Below are 15,060 nucleotides of genomic sequence, written 5' to 3'. Positions count from 1 at the left end.
TCATGATTATCGAAGCGGCTTTAATTGGCCTGCTGTGTTATCTGGGCGCACTCAGTAGTCCGTGGCTTTTAGGGCTGACGGGCGGCTGGTATCTCATCTCCCGACCGCTCATTTCCGGGATGCTGGTTGGCCTGATCCTGGGCGATATCAAAACCGGGATTATGATTGGCGTAGCGGTGCAGGCGGTGTATATCGCAATGGTGACACCCGGCGGCTCGATGCCAGCAGATTTAAACTTTGTGGCTTATCCGGCCATTGCACTGGGAATACTTTCCGGCAAAGGACCTGAGGTTGCCGTCGCGCTGGCGGCGACTATTGGGATCGCCGGAACCATTCTCTTCAATGCGATGATGGTGCTGAACTCCTTCTGGAACCATCGTGCGGATGTGGCGCTGGAGAACGGCGACGAGCGCGGGATCTACCTCAACAGCGCCATCTGGCCGCAGGCGATGAATTTTGTGCTGCGCTTTGTGCCTACCTTTATCGCCGTCTTTTTTGGCGCACAGTACATTAGCGGGTTTATGGACAGCCTGCCGCACATCGTCCTCTCCACCATGAATGTGCTGGGCGGCATCTTGCCCGCCGTCGGTATTGCCATCCTGCTTAAGCAGATCATCAAAAGCTATACCATGCTCATCTACTTTCTGGTGGGCTTCGTTTGCATCGTTTTCCTGAAACTCAATATGGTCGCGCTGGTGATCGTGGGCGCCCTGCTGGCACTGATTCATTACAACTATAAACCCGAGGCACCGCAGGCCGTGGCTTCAGCACCTGTCCCTGACGACGAGGATGAATTCTGATGGAAGAACGTAAACTCACCCGCAAGGATCTGCGCCGCTGCTGGCGAGCGTGGATGATGCACAACCTCTCCTCAATGAGCTTTGAACGCCTTGAATCCTTCGGCTTTTGCCTGAGCATGCTGCCGGTCGCAAAAAAGCTCTATCCCGACCCGGTACAACGTACCGAGATGCTGCGCCGTCACGCGTCGTTCTACAACACGGAGCCACAGATTGGCGCGATCGTTAACGGTATGGCGCTGGGGCTGGAGGAGAAAAAAGCCAACGGCGAGCCGATTGACGGTGAAACCATAAATACCCTGAAGGTAGGCCTGATGGGGCCAATTGCCGGGATCGGCGATTCGATGATCCCCGGCATGCTGATCCCGATCCTGCTTAGCATTGGGATGGCGCTGGCGGCAGGCGGAAATATCCTCGGTCCACTGTTTTATACCGTTGCCTGGCTGGCCATCATTATCCCTGGCTCCTGGTTCCTGTTTCTCAAAGGCTACCAGATGGGATCAGGCTCCGTGGAGATGCTGGTCAGCAGCAAATCTACCCGGCTACGGGAAGCGCTCTCGCTACTGGGCGTATTTGTCATGGGCGGCGTGGCGGCCAGCTACGTGAAGCTCGGCACCGGGCTGGAGTTCATCACCCGGGACGGGGTAAACATTCACGTTCAGCAGATGCTGGACGGTATTTTCCCGCAGCTGCTTCCGCTGGCGGTGGTGCTGGGGACCTGGTATCTGATGGCAAAACGCGGCGTGTCGCCGGTAAAAGCCATGATATTGCTGCTTATACTGGCAGCGCTTGGCGTGGCGTCCGGTTTGTTTGCAGGATAAGAAAACCGGGGCAATGCCCCGGCTTCTTTATGGATGGAAGTTATTCCACAGTTCTGCGACTTTATCCGGACGCGAAATAAACTGGAACCGTGCGGGGTCATCAATAAACTGCTGATAAACAGGCGCATCAGTAATGCCAAATTCCGGATAACTTCTCGGCGTAATCATCTGCAAGCGCCCTGGTCTGTAGTGACTGTTATGCTGCCAGACAATATGATTACCCTGAACTAAGGGATACCAGGCCAGACCTTTTCGCGCACGAACGGCCTCATACTCAAAGCCATATTCCCGATCGCACCACGCACCAAACGTCAGCGGCTCATTGGGCGAGGCCGAAATCGTCGCATGGCCCCATCCGGGAGGGACCAGTACCTTTTCACCCGGCCCCGCGAGTACCGCAAAACAACGTCCCGGATCGTCGTCCACATACTCCTGCATGTAGATAATCGCTTTACCCTGCCAGATTTCGTACAGCTCAGGGGGCGACCATCCGCTGTGCTGGCTAATACGGTGAACATGTCCCTGGCTGCGGACCGGCTCATCGCCAAGCGTGCCTGCCGCGTAGGTGACCACACCAAAAAGCAGCATGCGTTTTTCGAGCTCCGGCCTGTCCGCCAGACGCGCCACGTCCATCGCGATGGCATATACCTGTTCAGGCCCTTCGCAGTCCGGATTGCGCAGCGACGGGCGGATCTGATCCAGCGTTCTGATCTCCGGCATCGGCCCGGTAACATCCTCTCCGTAGCAAAAACCGAGCGGCTGACGGGTGATGGTCATATCAAGGCCATAGTTAGCCATGGCGCACCTCGTAACCTTCCCCGGAGGCAAAGATCCGCAGGGTGAAGCCCTCTGCCAGCGCCGCATAGTCGTGTCCCGCAATGCTCGGCCAGACGGCAAGGGAGGATAGCGTCTCGTTGCCAGTGTTAATCAAACGATGCGCTGTAAAAGGAGGAATAATATGCACGGAGCCAGCCGTCACCTGCTCAAGCCGCGCGTCGCCCGCCTCCGTTTGCAGCAGCAACAAGCCACATCCGCGCAGGCCAAAATAGACCTCACCCTGTTCGCGGCGCTGATGAAAATGACCGCGAGTCATAAAGAACTCATCGCCCACGTTACCCGCACGCAGGTGAGTTACCCCAACGAAGAGTGCCCCTTCCCCTACGGGCGAGCCCAGTACGTCTACGTCATACACACTTTTTTGAGGATTGCCGCACTTCCACGCCTCGCCGTCTGCGAAGATCCCAGGAAGATCCGCAAGACGAGTCGTTTTGCGGATAAGCGGCCCGCCGGCTAGCGCGCCGGTAGCCCACGTCAACTGAGGTGGCAAAAAGATGTCTGAATTCATATCGCTCTCCGGCCCGAGGAGAACAGCAATATCATGATGGCAGATTAAACGATTAACCTAGTGATAAAAGCGTCAATATTGATGGTGAATCACAGTTAACCAGAAACAAAAATGCCGGAGGCTTTCGCCACCGGCATTTTGAAGATTGAGAGGACATTATTCCACTTCGCGGGCGTCGATTCGCAGCTCTTTCGGCACTTCGAAGACAATGTTCTCTTCACGGCCTTCCAGCGGCACCGCTTCGCCACCGCCCAGCTCTTGCAGGCGGGCAATGACGTTTTGCACCAGGATATCCGGCGCTGAAGCGCCTGCGGTAACACCGACGCAGGCCGCGTTTTTCACCCACGCTTCCTGAATGTCCGTTGCGTCGTCGATCAGGAACGCCGCTTTCCCCATACGCTGCGCCAGTTCGGCCAGTCGGTTGGAGTTAGAGGAGTTTTTCGAGCCGACCACCAGCACCACATCCGCCTGTTCAGCCAGGGCGCGTACGGCTTCCTGACGGTTGGTGGTTGCATAGCAGATATCATCTTTGCGCGGCCCGACGATTTTCGGGAAGCGCTGGCGCAGGGCGTCAATCACGTCTGAGGTGTCGTCTACGGAAAGCGTCGTCTGGGTCATAAACGACAGACGGGCTTCGTTTTTCACGTCCAGCGTAAAGACATCTTCCGGTGACTCAACCAGATACATGCCCCCTTCCGGGTTGCTGTACTGGCCCATGGTGCCTTCAACTTCCGGGTGACCGGCGTGACCAATCAGAATTGACTCTTCACCACGACGGCTGGCGCGCGCCACTTCCATATGCACTTTTGTCACTAACGGACAGGTGGCATCGAATACGGTCAGATCGCGGCTTTTCGCCTCGTTGCGTACCGCCTGAGAGACGCCGTGCGCGGAGAAGATGAGGATTGCGCCGTCCGGCACTTCGCTGATCTGCTCGATAAAAATCGCACCGCGCTCGCGCAGGCTGTCGACCACGTAACGGTTGTGCACCACTTCGTGACGCACGTAAATCGGCGCGCCGTAAATCTCCAGCGCGTTTTCAACAATGCTGATAGCGCGGTCTACACCGGCGCAGAAGCCGCGCGGGTTAGCCAACAGGATCTGCATTTTACTCCTCCAGTGCCGGATCGATCTCCAGCACTTCGACATCAAAATGAACGGTACGCCCGGCAAGCGGATGGTTGAAATCGACGGTGATAGAATCGCCGTTGATTTCTCGGATCACGCCAGGCATTTCGCTGCCGTCCATAGCGGTAAAGAGCATAATCGCCCCGATTTCTGGTTCACCCGCATCCATAAACTCACGACGCGAGAAATACTGGATCAGGTCCGGGCTTGGCACGCCAAATGCCGCATCCGGCTCCAGCGAAAACGCTTTTTTCTCGCCCTCTTTCAGACCCAGAAGCTGCTGCTCAAGGCCTTCAGACAGGGAGGTGTCACCCAGACGAAACAGCGCCGGTTTGCCATTGTTGCGGGTGGATTCGGCCGTGGAGCCGTCATCCAGCTTCAGCGTGAAATGAACGAGAACCGCGCTGTTGCTCTGTACGGATTTAGACATGCAAATTGCTCGCTTGTTTTGGGTCACCTGTTGCCCGGTGGCGCTACGCTTACCGGGCCTGCGGGGGCCACAAATTCTGTAGGCCGGGATCGCTACGCGTCACCCGGCTGGTTTTGTTACGCCTGCTCTTTCGCGGCCGGTTTAGGCAAGAAGCCTTCCAGCACGATTAACGCCGCACCAACGCATATTGCGCTATCGGCGAGGTTAAAGGTCGCGAAGTGCCAGTCGCCAACGTAGAAGTCGATCATATCGACCACAAAGCCGTGCCACAGGCGGTCAAACAGGTTACCCAGCGCGCCGCCAATGATCAGCGCGTAGGCGATATTATTCAGCTTTTGCGTGGCCTTTGAGCGGTACATCAGCACCGCCAGCACGACGCAGATACCGATAGCGATACCCGCGAAGAACCAGCGCTGCCAGCCACCGCTGTCGGCAAGGAAACTAAACGCCGCACCATAGTTGCGGGCATAGTGCAGGTTAAGCGACGGAAACAGCGGGACCGTATCCCCCAGAGCGAAATTCTGGAGGATCAGGAACTTGCTGCCCAAATCAATAATCAGCACCACCACCACCAGCCACAGCCAGCGCAGTCCTGTTGAACAGAGAGTTTTACTCATCAGGCAAACTTACGTTTTTCGCCGTCACCGGCGACGTTGCTTACACAGCGTCCGCAGATGTCTGCGTGTTCCGCCACCTGACCGACATCAGTGGTGTAATGCCAGCAGCGCGGGCATTTTTCACCGTCGGCTTTGCTCAGTGCGACCTTCAGTCCTTTGAGCAGTTCACTCTGCTGAGCATCAGCAGTAGCTTCGGCATAATCCGCAACTTTCGCACCGGAGGTCAACAGGACAAATCGTAATTCATCGCCCAGCGCGGTCAGCTTCGCGGCCAGCTCAGGCTCTGCGTACAGGGTCACCGTCGCTTCCAGAGAGCCACCGACTTTCTTGTCAGCGCGCGCCTGCTCGATAACCTTGTTCACTTCGCCACGCACTTTCAGCAGCTCGTCCCAGTAGGCATCGTTCATTGCTTCAGTGCTGGAGAGGTCGAACAGACCTTCGTACCACTCGCCGGTGAAGACATACTTCTCGCGTTCGCCCGGCAGGTAACCCCAGATTTCATCCGCGGTGAAGGACATGATCGGCGCCATCCAGCGTACCAGCGCCTCTGCGATGTGGAACAGCGCAGTCTGGCAGCTACGACGCGCCACGCTGTCCGCTTTCGCGGTGTACTGGCGGTCTTTGATGATGTCGAGGTAGAACGAGCCCATCTCGATGGAGCAGAAGCGCATCAGGCGCTGCACCACTTCGTGGAAGTCGTAAGACTCATAGGCTTTAAGAATATCTTCCTGCGCCGCTTTCGCGCAGCCTACCGCCCAGCGATCGAGCACAACCATCTCTTCCGGCTTCACCATGTCTTTCACCGGATCGAACCCGTTCAGGTTCGCCAGCAGGAAGCGCGCGGTGTTACGAATACGACGATAGCTGTCAGCAGCACGTTTCAGGATCTCATCAGAGACCGCCATTTCGCCGGTGTAGTCGGTAGAGGCCACCCACAGACGCAGAATGTCCGCGCCCAGTTTGTTCATCACGTCCTGCGGAGAAACGGTGTTACCGATAGATTTGGACATCTTACGGCCCTGACCATCCACGGTGAAGCCGTGGGTCAATACCTGGCGGTAAGGTGCTTTACCCTTCATGGCGGTGGAGATCATCAGCGATGACATGAACCAGCCGCGGTGTTGGTCAGACCCTTCCAGATACATATCGGCAGCGTGACCAGCAAACTCCGGACGCACGTCAACCACGGAGGAGTGGGTAGACCCGGAGTCGAACCACACGTCCAGGGTATCCGGCACTTTCTCGTAGCTGTCTGCGTCAGCGCCCAGGATGTCGCGGGCGTCGAGATCCCACCACGCCTGAATGCCGTCAACTTCGACGCGCTTCGCCACTTCTTCCATCAGTTCCAGAGTGTTCGGGTGCAGCTCCTGCGTCTCTTTATGTACGAACAGAGACATCGGCACGCCCCAGGTGCGCTGACGGGAGATACACCAGTCAGGACGGTTAGCCACCATGGATTCGATACGCGCCTGGCCCCAGTCAGGGATCCACTGCACGCCTTTGATCTCTTTCAGAGACTGGGCGCGCAGGCCTTTCTGATCCATGCTGATGAACCACTGCGGGGTCGCACGGAAGATGATCGGGGTCTTGTGACGCCAGCAGCACGGATAGCTGTGCTGCATTTTCTCAACGTGCAGCAGCGCGCCGCTGGTGCGCAGCATGTCAACGATGATGTCGTTAGCTTTAAAGACGTTGATGCCGTCCAACGCCGGGTACGTGCCTGGCAGGTAAGAGCCGTCCGGACCAACCGGGTTAGCGATTTCCAGACCATATTTCAGGCTGATGTTGTAGTCGTCAGGACCGTGGCCACCGGCGGTATGCACCGCACCGGTACCCGCGTCCAGCGTGACGTGGTCGCCCAGGATCGCCGGAACGTCGAAGTCCAGGAACGGGTGTTTGAAGCGCATCAGTTCCAGCGCGTCACCTTTTACGGTGCCCAGCACGGTGTAATCGGTGATGTTCGCGCGTTTCAGCACGCTTTCGACCAGGTCTTTCGCCAGGATAACCGCACGGCCATCAATCTGCACCAGCGCATACTCAAACTCGCCAGAGAGGGAGATCGCGCGGTTAGCAGGCAGCGTCCACGGGGTGGTGGTCCAGATCACCAGAGAGATCGGGCCGCTTACACCAGGCAGACCAAATTTAGCTTTGATCGCATCCTGATCGACCGCTTCGAAGGCCACGTCGATAGAAGGCGAGGTTTTGTCGTAATACTCCACTTCCGCTTCTGCCAGCGCAGAGCGGCAGTCGACGCACCAGTGCACCGGCTTCGCGCCTTTGTGCAGGTGACCGTTGCCGATGATTTTACCCAGCGCTCGGATGATGTTGGCTTCGGTTTTGAAGTCCATGGTCAGGTACGGATGCGACCAGTCACCCAGCACGCCCAGACGGATGAAGTCAGCGCGCTGACCGTCAACCTGGGTGGCAGCGTATTCGCGGCATTTCGCGCGGAATTCTGCGGCGGTGAACTTCTCACCCGGCTTACCGTACTCTTGCTCAACTTTCAGCTCGATTGGCAGACCATGGCAGTCCCAGCCCGGAACGTAAGGCGAGTCATATCCCGCGAGTCCTTTGGACTTCACGATAATGTCTTTCAGAATCTTGTTTACAGAGTGACCAATATGAATGCTGCCATTCGCATATGGAGGGCCATCATGCAGAATGAAGGTTTTTTTGCCTTTTTTGGCTGCACGAATGATGCCGTACAGGTCATCATCGGTCCAACGCGCCAGCATTCCCGGTTCACGCTTGGCGAGATCGCCGCGCATCGGGAACCCTGTTTCCGGCAAATTCAGGGTTGATTTATAGTCACTCATCAGATTCTCGGTTCCGTATTTATCACGTAGGCAGTTAAGCCGGTTCTAAAGCCCAAAAAACTCGCGGGCCGTTAATTCATCTCGCGCGATTTGCGCTTTAAGTTCATCCAGCGAAGCGAATCGCTGTTCATTGCGTATTTTTTTACGCAGTATCACATCTATATGGCGACCATACAGGTCCATTACAACGTCCAGCAGGTGTACTTCTAACTGTTGACGCACACCGGCAACCGTTGGACGTGTGCCAATGTTGGCGACGCCGTAGAAAGGCTTCTCGCCCAGTCCTGCCACTTCCACCGCATAGACCCCTTTAACCGGGGAGACCTGACGACGCAGCGGTATATTCGCCGTCGGGAAACCTATCGTGCGGCCCAGCGCATCGCCATGGACCACGCGACCTGAAATTGTGAACGGGTGACCCAGCAGCGTTTCTGCCGTGTCCAGTTCATCGTTCGCCAGCGCCTGACGTACCGCCGTGCTGCTGACGCGCACGCCGCCCTCACAGAAGGTCATCGTGCTGGTGACGTCAAACCCGTACTCCAGGCCAGCCTTCTGTAATAACAAGAAATCGCCCTGACGACCAGCGCCAAAGCGGAAATCATCGCCCACGGCGAGAAACTGCACGCCAAGCTGCCTGACCAACAGGTCGCTGACAAAATTTTGTGCGGTCAGCGCGGCAAAACGACGGTCGAACCGTACGCACAGGACGTAGTCCACCCCTGACTCCGCCAGGTAGCGTAACTTCTCACGCAGACGCGTCAGCCGCGCGGGGGATTTCTCGCCTGCAAACAGCTCCAGCGGCTGAGGCTCGAAAATCATCACCACGACGGGCAGGCCTCGCGCCTCGCCTTCTTTACGCAATCCCTGCAACAGCGCCTGATGCCCACGATGCACGCCGTCGAAATTACCAATGGTCAGCACGCACCCGTGCGGGGCTTGACTGAGATTATGTATGCCGCGTATCAGCTTCATGACTGGCTCAAAACAGTGAAAATCGCCAAAGTATACCTTGTACAGCGGTTAAGGTTAACCGGCGATTGTTCACGCTAAACAGAAAGCCGTATGATTTCATCACGCTGACCTTTCGCAGCAAAAAAATCTGTCCGCGAACTGCGATTTTTACGCCGAAAAGCTGTATTCACGAACGACAAGCTGGTAGAATCCTGCGCCATCACTACGTAACGTAGCGTCGCCACATTAACGGCGCTTATTTGCACAAATCCATTGACAAAAGAAGGTATAGAGGGCATATTCCTCGGCCTTTGAATTGTCCACATAGATCATATTTGGGAGTTGGACCTTGGCTAATATCAAATCAGCTAAGAAACGTGCCGTTCAGTCTGAAAAGGCTCGTAAGCACAATGCAAGCCGTCGCTCTATGATGCGTACTTTCATCAAGAAAGTATACGCAGCTATCGAAGCTGGCGACAAAGCTGCAGCGCAGAACGCATTTAACGAAATGCAACCAATCGTGGATCGTCAGGCTGCTAAAGGTCTGATCCACAAAAACAAAGCAGCGCGTCATAAAGCAAACCTGACCGCGCAGATCAACAAACTGGCTTAATCGCCACTTGTTGTTGCTTGTTTGAAAGAACCCGCTTAACGCGGGTTTTTTTATGTCTTCAGATTGCCGGCGGCGTAAAAAGCGCCGAATAGTCGCGATTGCAGATTCGCTGTACCGCCGGGTGCTGAATCATCCTTTCGGCGAATATGGCGTGATACTCTTCCATCACGTTATCCACCCTGCCGATCTCGGTTATTTTGTCGTCTGAATAGAGATCGTGCGCGTACAGCGTCGGAGCAACGAAGATAGCGTTATGCGCTTCGCCAAAGGCTTTCATCAGCGCCGCATCGTCGAACTCACCGAGAATTTCTACGTTCAGCCCCTGCGAGTTAAACCAGTTCAGCAGCTTCCGTCCGAGCATGGACCTCCGACCCGGCACCAGCAAGCGGCGCTCTTCCAGGCAGGCAGGAAACGGTTTTTCCGGTGGCGGATTGATGCACCAGAAACTGACGCCGCATTCGCCAATTTTCACCGAGAACAAGCCTTCCTGCTGCGTGGAATCGATAGGGCAATCCGAAATAATCATATCCAGCTTATGCTGGCTCAGCTGTTCCAGCAGCATCTCGTGAGTGGACTCAAAGCAGCGTAAATGGATCTGTTCATCTTCCACCACCGCCGCATCCAGCACGCCACTCACCAGCCGTTTGGACAGCGCATCCGCCACCCCCACGTCAAAAAGCAGGTTCGACTCTTTGCGGTAGTTGACGATGTCCAGCATCTCCTGACTCAGGGTGAACATTTTATCCGCATAGCGGAACACCAGCTCGCCCAACTCACTGGGCTCAATCCCACGGCCCTTGCGCTTGAACAACTTGCCCTGTAACCGCTCTTCCAGGGCTTTGATTTGCCCGGTAATGGTTTGTGGCGTCAGGTAAAGCGCTTCTGCCGCCCCCACGACCGAGCCCTGTTTATAAACGTGCCAGAAGTAATAAAGATGGTTGTAATTCAAATGAGACATCGCGTGTTCTCTCCCTGAGTGTGTATCGGGAGAAGGAGCCCCCTCCTCCCGGTTTTCCGTTATGCCTGGACAGCCTGTCCGGACAATTTCACCTTCAACAAGGTATAACCAATGACTGCGGCCAGTAATGACCCGATGAGAATGCCGAGTTTTGCCCAGACGATAAGCTCAGGCGCGTTTGCGCCAAACGCCAGCGTCGAGATAAAGATCGACATGGTGAATCCAATACCGCACAGCACGCCGACGGCCATAATCTGGCTAAAGGTGGTCCCGTTTGGCAATGACGCCAGCTTCAGCTTCAGCGCCAGCCAGCAGAACAGGCTGATACCCAGCGGCTTACCGATAAACAGACCGGCGATGATACCCAGCGGCAGCACGGAGGTGAGTCCGTCCAGGGTAACCCCGGCCAGGGAAACTCCCGCGTTGGCAAACGCAAACAGCGGCAGGATCATAAAGCCCACCCACGGATGAAGCACATGCTCCAGCTGTCTGGCTGGCGATTTGCCGTCCTGCTCCTTCAGCGGAATAAAGAAGCCAACGATGACGCCCGCCAGCGTGGCATGCACGCCAGACTTCAGCACCGCCGTCCACAGCACCATGCCCACCAGAATATAAATACCCGTACGTCGGACGTTGAAGACGTTCAGCAAGGCCAGCACCACAATAGCCACGGCCGCCACGCTCAGCGACAGAACCGACAGATCGCTGGTGTAGAACAGCGCGATAATCACGATAGCGCCCAGATCATCGATAATCGCCAGCGCCATCAGGAAAATTTTCAGTGCTACCGGGACGCGGCTACCGAGCAAGGCTAAGACCCCGAGCGCAAACGCGATATCCGTTGCGGCCGGGATCGCCCAGCCGTCACGCGCAACCGGATCCTGCCACGCAAACGCGAGAAAGAGCAACGCCGGAGCGATCATCCCGCCAATCGCCGCGATCACCGGAAACGCCGCGCGCTGACGGCTGGCAAGCGAACCGATCACCAGCTCACGTTTAACCTCCAGACCCACCAGCAGGAAGAACACCGCCATCAGCGCATCGTTGATCCACAGCAGCATGTTCTTGTTAATTTCCAGCGCCCCGACTTTCAGCTCGACGGGCGTTTCCAGAAATGCGTGATAGAGATCGCGCGTCATGCCCATATTGGCGAGCAGCATGGCGGCCGCAGCAGCAATAATCAGGATGACGCCGCCGGATGCCTCACTGCTAAAGAAACGGTGTAGTAATTTCACGTTTAAACTCTCTTTTACAACAATACCTCGGTAAAACCATAATATCAGCGCAAACAGATCGGTAAAAACAGATTAATATTGGGTATATATTCAGTTTAACCGAGGAATAACGCTATAAACAAAAAGCCCGGAATCGCTTCCGGGCTTTAAAGGATAGTAACCAGCTGGCGGGTTAGCGGGTTAAATCGTCGAAGAATTTTTTGACGCCATCGAAGAAGCTTTTGGAGCGCGGGCTGTTTTTCTCACCCGTCGGGCCGCCAAAGCTTTCCTGAAGCTCTTTCAGCAGCTGTTTCTGCTTATCGTTCAGGCCGACCGGCGTTTCCACGACCACGCGGCATAACAGGTCACCCTGCGCGCCACCGCGAACGGATTTAACGCCTTTGCCGCGCATGCGGAACAGCTTCCCGGTCTGGGTTTCGCCAGGGATTTTCAGGTTAACGCGACCGTCCAGCGTCGGCACTTCGATTTCGCCACCCAGCGCCGCCATCGCAAAGTTGATCGGCACTTCACAGTACAGGTTGTTACCTTCACGCTCGAAGATGGCGTGCTGCTTCACCTGAACCTGAACGTACAGATCGCCTGCCGGTGCGCCGTGCTCGCCGGCTTCACCCTCACCTGCCAGACGGATGCGGTCGCCCGTATCCACGCCTGCCGGGATCTTAACGGACAGCGTTTTGGTTTTCTCCACGCGACCGTGACCGTGGCATTTGGTGCACGGATCTTTAATCAGCGTACCGCGACCATGACAGTGCGGACAGGCCTGCTGCACCGCGAAGAAGCCCTGGCGCATCTGCACCTGACCGGAACCGTGACAGGTTGGGCAGGTCTGTGGCTGAGTCCCCGCTTTCGCGCCGCTGCCGTGGCAAACGTCACACTCTTCCAGCGTCGGAATACGGATCTCTTTGGTGACGCCGCGAACCGCTTCTTCAAGCGTCAGCTCCATGTTGTAGCGCAGGTCTGCGCCGCGCGCCGCGCGCTGACGACCACGTCCGCCGCCGAAGATATCGCCAAATACATCACCAAAGATATCGCTGAAATCAGCGCCGCCGCCGAAGCCGCCGCCACCAAATCCACCGCCGCCCATGCCGCCCTGTTCAAAGGCCGCGTGACCGTACTGATCATAGGCCGCACGTTTTTGTGCATCGGTCAGGACTTCGTAGGCTTCTTTAATCTCTTTAAATTTGGCTTCAGCCTCTTTGTCACCCTGATTACGGTCAGGGTGGAATTTCATGGCCAGGCGCTTATACGCCTTTTTGATTTCACGCTCTTCCGCAGTTTTCGGAACGCCTAAAATCTCGTAATAGTCTTGCTTTGCCATTGGTTTTTTTAAGCCCCTTAACATGCGAGCACGGGCGTGGAGAATTCTCCTACGCCCGTGCCGATTACTTACCCTGCATCAGGGCGATTATTTTTTGTCTTTCACTTCTTCGAACTCAGCGTCGACAACATCGTCGTCTTTCGCGTTGTTCTGGGAAGCATCAGCGCCCGCCTGCTGCTGTGCGTGCTGCTGCTGAGCGATTTCCATCAGCTTCTGAGAAACCTGTGCCAGCTCCTGCATCTTCGCTTCGATGTCCGCTTTGTCTTCGCCTTTCAGAGACGTTTCCAGCGCGCTCAGTGCAGTTTCGATCGCAGTTTTGTCTTCCGCTGGCAGTTTATCGCCCGCTTCTTCAACCTGCTTACGGGTGCTGTGCAGCAGATGGTCACCCTGGTTACGGGTCTGAACCAGCTCTTCGAACTTACGGTCGGATTCCGCGTTAGCTTCGGCATCACGAACCATTTTTTCGATTTCCGCTTCGTTCAGGCCAGAAGATGCCTTGATGGTAATCTTCTGCTCTTTACCGCTATTTTTGTCTTTCGCAGACACATGCAGGATACCGTCAGCATCGATGTCGAAGGTGACTTCGATCTGTGGCATGCCGCGTGGTGCCGGGTTAATACCGTCCAGGTTGAACTGACCCAGAGATTTGTTATCCGCCGCGCGCTTACGCTCACCCTGAATCACATGGATGGTTACCGCAGACTGGTTGTCTTCAGCGGTAGAGAACACCTGGCTGTGTTTCGTCGGGATAGTGGTGTTTTTGTTGATGAGCGGAGTCATCACGCCACCCATGGTTTCGATACCCAGAGACAGCGGGGTAACGTCCAGCAGCAGTACGTCTTTTACTTCACCCGTCAGAACACCACCCTGAACCGCAGCACCGATAGCAACCGCTTCGTCCGGGTTCACGTCTTTACGTGGCTCTTTACCAAAGAATTCAGCCACTTTCTTCTGAACCATTGGCATACGAGTCTGACCACCTACCAGGATAACGTCCTGAATGTCAGACACGGACAGGCCAGCGTCCTGCAATGCAACTTTCAGTGGCTCGATAGAACGGTTCACCAGGTCTTCTACCAGGCTTTCCAGTTTCGCACGGGTCACTTTGATGTTCATGTGTTTTGGACCGGTCGCGTCTGCGGTGATGTACGGCAGGTTCACGTCGGTCTGCTGAGCGGAAGACAGCTCGATCTTCGCTTTCTCAGCGGCTTCTTTCAGTCGCTGCATGGCCAGCGGGTCGTTACGCAGGTCAATGCCCTGATCTTTCTTGAACTCGTCAACGAGGTAGTTGATCAGACGGGTATCGAAGTCTTCACCACCCAGGTGGGTATCACCATTGGTTGCCAGAACTTCGAAGGTTTTTTCGCCGTCAACGTCGTCGATTTCGATAATAGAGATATCGAAGGTACCACCACCCAGGTCGTAAACCGCGATAGTACGGTTGCCAACTTCTTTATCCAGACCGTAAGCCAGTGCTGCTGCGGTTGGTTCGTTGATGATACGTTTTACTTCCAGACCTGCGATACGGCCAGCATCTTTGGTTGCCTGACGCTGAGCATCGTTGAAGTAAGCAGGTACGGTGATAACAGCTTCAGTTACCGGCTCACCCAGGTAATCTTCCGCGGTTTTCTTCATTTTCTTCAGCACTTCAGCAGAGATCTGCGGAGGTGCCGTTTTGGTGCCTTTCACATCAAGCCATGCATCGCCGTTATCGGCTGCGATGATTTTGTAAGGCATGATGGAAACGTCACGCTGAACTTCTTCGTCCTGGAAGCGGCGGCCAATCAGGCGTTTGATCGCAAACAGGGTGTTTTGCGGGTTTGTCACGGCCTGACGTTTAGCCGGCTGACCAACCAGAGTTTCACCATCCTGGGTATAAGCAATGATAGAAGGCGTGGTGCGATCGCCCTCGGCGTTCTCCAGCACACGTGCAGTAGTGCCATCCATAATCGCTACACAAGAGTTGGTAGTACCCAGGTCGATACCAATAATTTTACCCATCTAAACGTCTCCACTAAAAATTCAGTCAAC

At 55.7% G+C, this 15,060-nt stretch carries 14 protein-coding genes and 1 pseudogene; 3 read left to right on the top strand and 12 right to left on the bottom strand.

Annotation, left to right across the window (positions count from 1 at the left end):
• Nucleotides 1-2 precede the first annotated feature (2 nt).
• Both ACQG0T_RS03495 and ACQG0T_RS03490 read left to right on the top strand, forming a co-directional pair.
• On the top strand, nucleotides 3-800 hold the full coding sequence (locus ACQG0T_RS03495; protein WP_015572638.1) for a PTS mannose/fructose/sorbose/N-acetylgalactosamine transporter subunit IIC: 798 nt from the start codon (nucleotides 3-5) through the stop codon (nucleotides 798-800).
• Nucleotides 800-1,618 carry a PTS system mannose/fructose/sorbose family transporter subunit IID gene (locus ACQG0T_RS03490; protein ID WP_015572637.1) on the top strand — a complete coding sequence of 273 codons (819 nt, stop codon included), beginning with the start codon at nucleotides 800-802 and terminating at the stop codon, nucleotides 1,616-1,618. The genes ACQG0T_RS03495 and ACQG0T_RS03490 overlap by 1 nt, the downstream gene beginning before the upstream one ends.
• Before the next feature lie 27 nt (nucleotides 1,619-1,645).
• On the opposite strand, the gene ACQG0T_RS03485 is transcribed toward ACQG0T_RS03490, so the two are convergent.
• The 8 genes and pseudogenes from ACQG0T_RS03485 to ACQG0T_RS03450 form a co-directional block, all read right to left on the bottom strand.
• Nucleotides 1,646-2,416, bottom strand: coding sequence for a glucose-6-phosphate isomerase family protein (locus ACQG0T_RS03485; protein ID WP_015572636.1), 771 nt, complete (start codon nucleotides 2,414-2,416; stop codon nucleotides 1,646-1,648).
• Nucleotides 2,409-2,963 carry a glucose-6-phosphate isomerase family protein gene (locus ACQG0T_RS03480; protein WP_017383813.1) on the bottom strand — a complete coding sequence of 185 codons (555 nt, stop codon included), beginning with the start codon at nucleotides 2,961-2,963 and terminating at the stop codon, nucleotides 2,409-2,411. Before ACQG0T_RS03480 ends, ACQG0T_RS03485 begins: the two co-directional genes overlap by 8 nt.
• A gap of 156 nt (nucleotides 2,964-3,119) precedes the next feature.
• Entirely contained in the window at nucleotides 3,120-4,070 is a 951-nt protein-coding gene (ispH, locus tag ACQG0T_RS03475; RefSeq protein ID WP_017383814.1) for a 4-hydroxy-3-methylbut-2-enyl diphosphate reductase, read from the bottom strand.
• Nucleotide 4,071: 1 nt separating this feature from the next.
• A complete protein-coding gene (gene fkpB / locus ACQG0T_RS03470) occupies nucleotides 4,072-4,521 on the bottom strand; it encodes an FKBP-type peptidyl-prolyl cis-trans isomerase (RefSeq protein ID WP_015572634.1) in 450 nt (149 codons plus the stop codon).
• Nucleotides 4,522-4,637: 116 nt separating this feature from the next.
• Nucleotides 4,638-5,138 (bottom strand): signal peptidase II, encoded by a 501-nt coding sequence (lspA, locus tag ACQG0T_RS03465; RefSeq protein WP_003856452.1) that lies wholly within the window; start codon nucleotides 5,136-5,138, stop codon nucleotides 4,638-4,640.
• Entirely contained in the window at nucleotides 5,138-7,954 is a 2,817-nt protein-coding gene (gene ileS, locus ACQG0T_RS03460) for an isoleucine--tRNA ligase (protein WP_017383815.1), read from the bottom strand. Before ileS ends, lspA begins: the two co-directional genes overlap by 1 nt.
• Before the next feature lie 45 nt (nucleotides 7,955-7,999).
• Nucleotides 8,000-8,926, bottom strand: coding sequence for a bifunctional riboflavin kinase/FAD synthetase (gene ribF, locus ACQG0T_RS03455; RefSeq protein WP_003856456.1), 927 nt, complete (start codon nucleotides 8,924-8,926; stop codon nucleotides 8,000-8,002).
• 7 nt (nucleotides 8,927-8,933) lie between these two features.
• Nucleotides 8,934-9,139, bottom strand: a pseudogene (locus tag ACQG0T_RS03450) (DUF2575 domain-containing protein); the annotation flags it as partial.
• A gap of 115 nt (nucleotides 9,140-9,254) precedes the next feature.
• Here ACQG0T_RS03450 and rpsT point away from each other — a divergent pair.
• Complete coding sequence (gene rpsT, locus ACQG0T_RS03445; protein WP_003856458.1) at nucleotides 9,255-9,518, top strand: 30S ribosomal protein S20; 264 nt, start codon at nucleotides 9,255-9,257, stop codon at nucleotides 9,516-9,518.
• Between the two features lie 58 nt (nucleotides 9,519-9,576).
• Here the strand turns inward: rpsT and nhaR are convergent, their stop codons facing one another.
• From nhaR to dnaK, 4 genes are all read right to left on the bottom strand, one after another.
• Nucleotides 9,577-10,476 (bottom strand): transcriptional activator NhaR, encoded by a 900-nt coding sequence (gene nhaR, locus ACQG0T_RS03440; protein WP_003856462.1) that lies wholly within the window; start codon nucleotides 10,474-10,476, stop codon nucleotides 9,577-9,579.
• Between the two features lie 59 nt (nucleotides 10,477-10,535).
• Nucleotides 10,536-11,711 carry a Na+/H+ antiporter NhaA gene (gene nhaA, locus ACQG0T_RS03435; RefSeq protein WP_045338411.1) on the bottom strand — a complete coding sequence of 392 codons (1,176 nt, stop codon included), beginning with the start codon at nucleotides 11,709-11,711 and terminating at the stop codon, nucleotides 10,536-10,538.
• Between the two features lie 172 nt (nucleotides 11,712-11,883).
• A complete protein-coding gene (gene dnaJ, locus ACQG0T_RS03430) occupies nucleotides 11,884-13,029 on the bottom strand; it encodes a molecular chaperone DnaJ (protein ID WP_014830600.1) in 1,146 nt (381 codons plus the stop codon).
• An 87-nt stretch (nucleotides 13,030-13,116) separates the two neighbouring features.
• Nucleotides 13,117-15,030, bottom strand: a complete 1,914-nt coding sequence (gene dnaK / locus ACQG0T_RS03425) for a molecular chaperone DnaK (protein ID WP_006810169.1) — start codon at nucleotides 15,028-15,030, stop codon at nucleotides 13,117-13,119.
• Nucleotides 15,031-15,060: the final 30 nt, after the last annotated feature.

This window comes from Enterobacter cloacae complex sp. 302F9 (assembly GCF_050030335.1).
Taxonomy (GTDB): domain Bacteria; phylum Pseudomonadota; class Gammaproteobacteria; order Enterobacterales; family Enterobacteriaceae; genus Enterobacter; species Enterobacter hormaechei_C.
This window is presented reverse-complemented; position numbering and strand designations above follow the sequence as displayed.

Excerpts from the sequence above, each read along its gene's own strand:
- ACQG0T_RS03495 (WP_015572638.1), top strand. The coding sequence starts at position 3 with ATGATTATCGAAGCGGCTTTAATTGGCCTGCTGTGTTATCTGGGCGCA.
- ACQG0T_RS03490 (WP_015572637.1), top strand. The coding sequence starts at position 800 with ATGGAAGAACGTAAACTCACCCGCAAGGATCTGCGCCGCTGCTGGCGA.
- ACQG0T_RS03485 (WP_015572636.1), bottom strand. The coding sequence starts at position 2,416 with ATGGCTAACTATGGCCTTGATATGACCATCACCCGTCAGCCGCTCGGT.
- ACQG0T_RS03480 (WP_017383813.1), bottom strand. The coding sequence starts at position 2,963 with ATGAATTCAGACATCTTTTTGCCACCTCAGTTGACGTGGGCTACCGGC.
- ispH (WP_017383814.1), bottom strand. The coding sequence starts at position 4,070 with ATGCAGATCCTGTTGGCTAACCCGCGCGGCTTCTGCGCCGGTGTAGAC.
- fkpB (WP_015572634.1), bottom strand. The coding sequence starts at position 4,521 with ATGTCTAAATCCGTACAGAGCAACAGCGCGGTTCTCGTTCATTTCACG.
- lspA (WP_003856452.1), bottom strand. The coding sequence starts at position 5,138 with ATGAGTAAAACTCTCTGTTCAACAGGACTGCGCTGGCTGTGGCTGGTG.
- ileS (WP_017383815.1), bottom strand. The coding sequence starts at position 7,954 with ATGAGTGACTATAAATCAACCCTGAATTTGCCGGAAACAGGGTTCCCG.
- ribF (WP_003856456.1), bottom strand. The coding sequence starts at position 8,926 with ATGAAGCTGATACGCGGCATACATAATCTCAGTCAAGCCCCGCACGGG.
- nhaR (WP_003856462.1), bottom strand. The coding sequence starts at position 10,476 with ATGTCTCATTTGAATTACAACCATCTTTATTACTTCTGGCACGTTTAT.
- dnaJ (WP_014830600.1), bottom strand. The coding sequence starts at position 13,029 with ATGGCAAAGCAAGACTATTACGAGATTTTAGGCGTTCCGAAAACTGCG.
- dnaK (WP_006810169.1), bottom strand. The coding sequence starts at position 15,030 with ATGGGTAAAATTATTGGTATCGACCTGGGTACTACCAACTCTTGTGTA.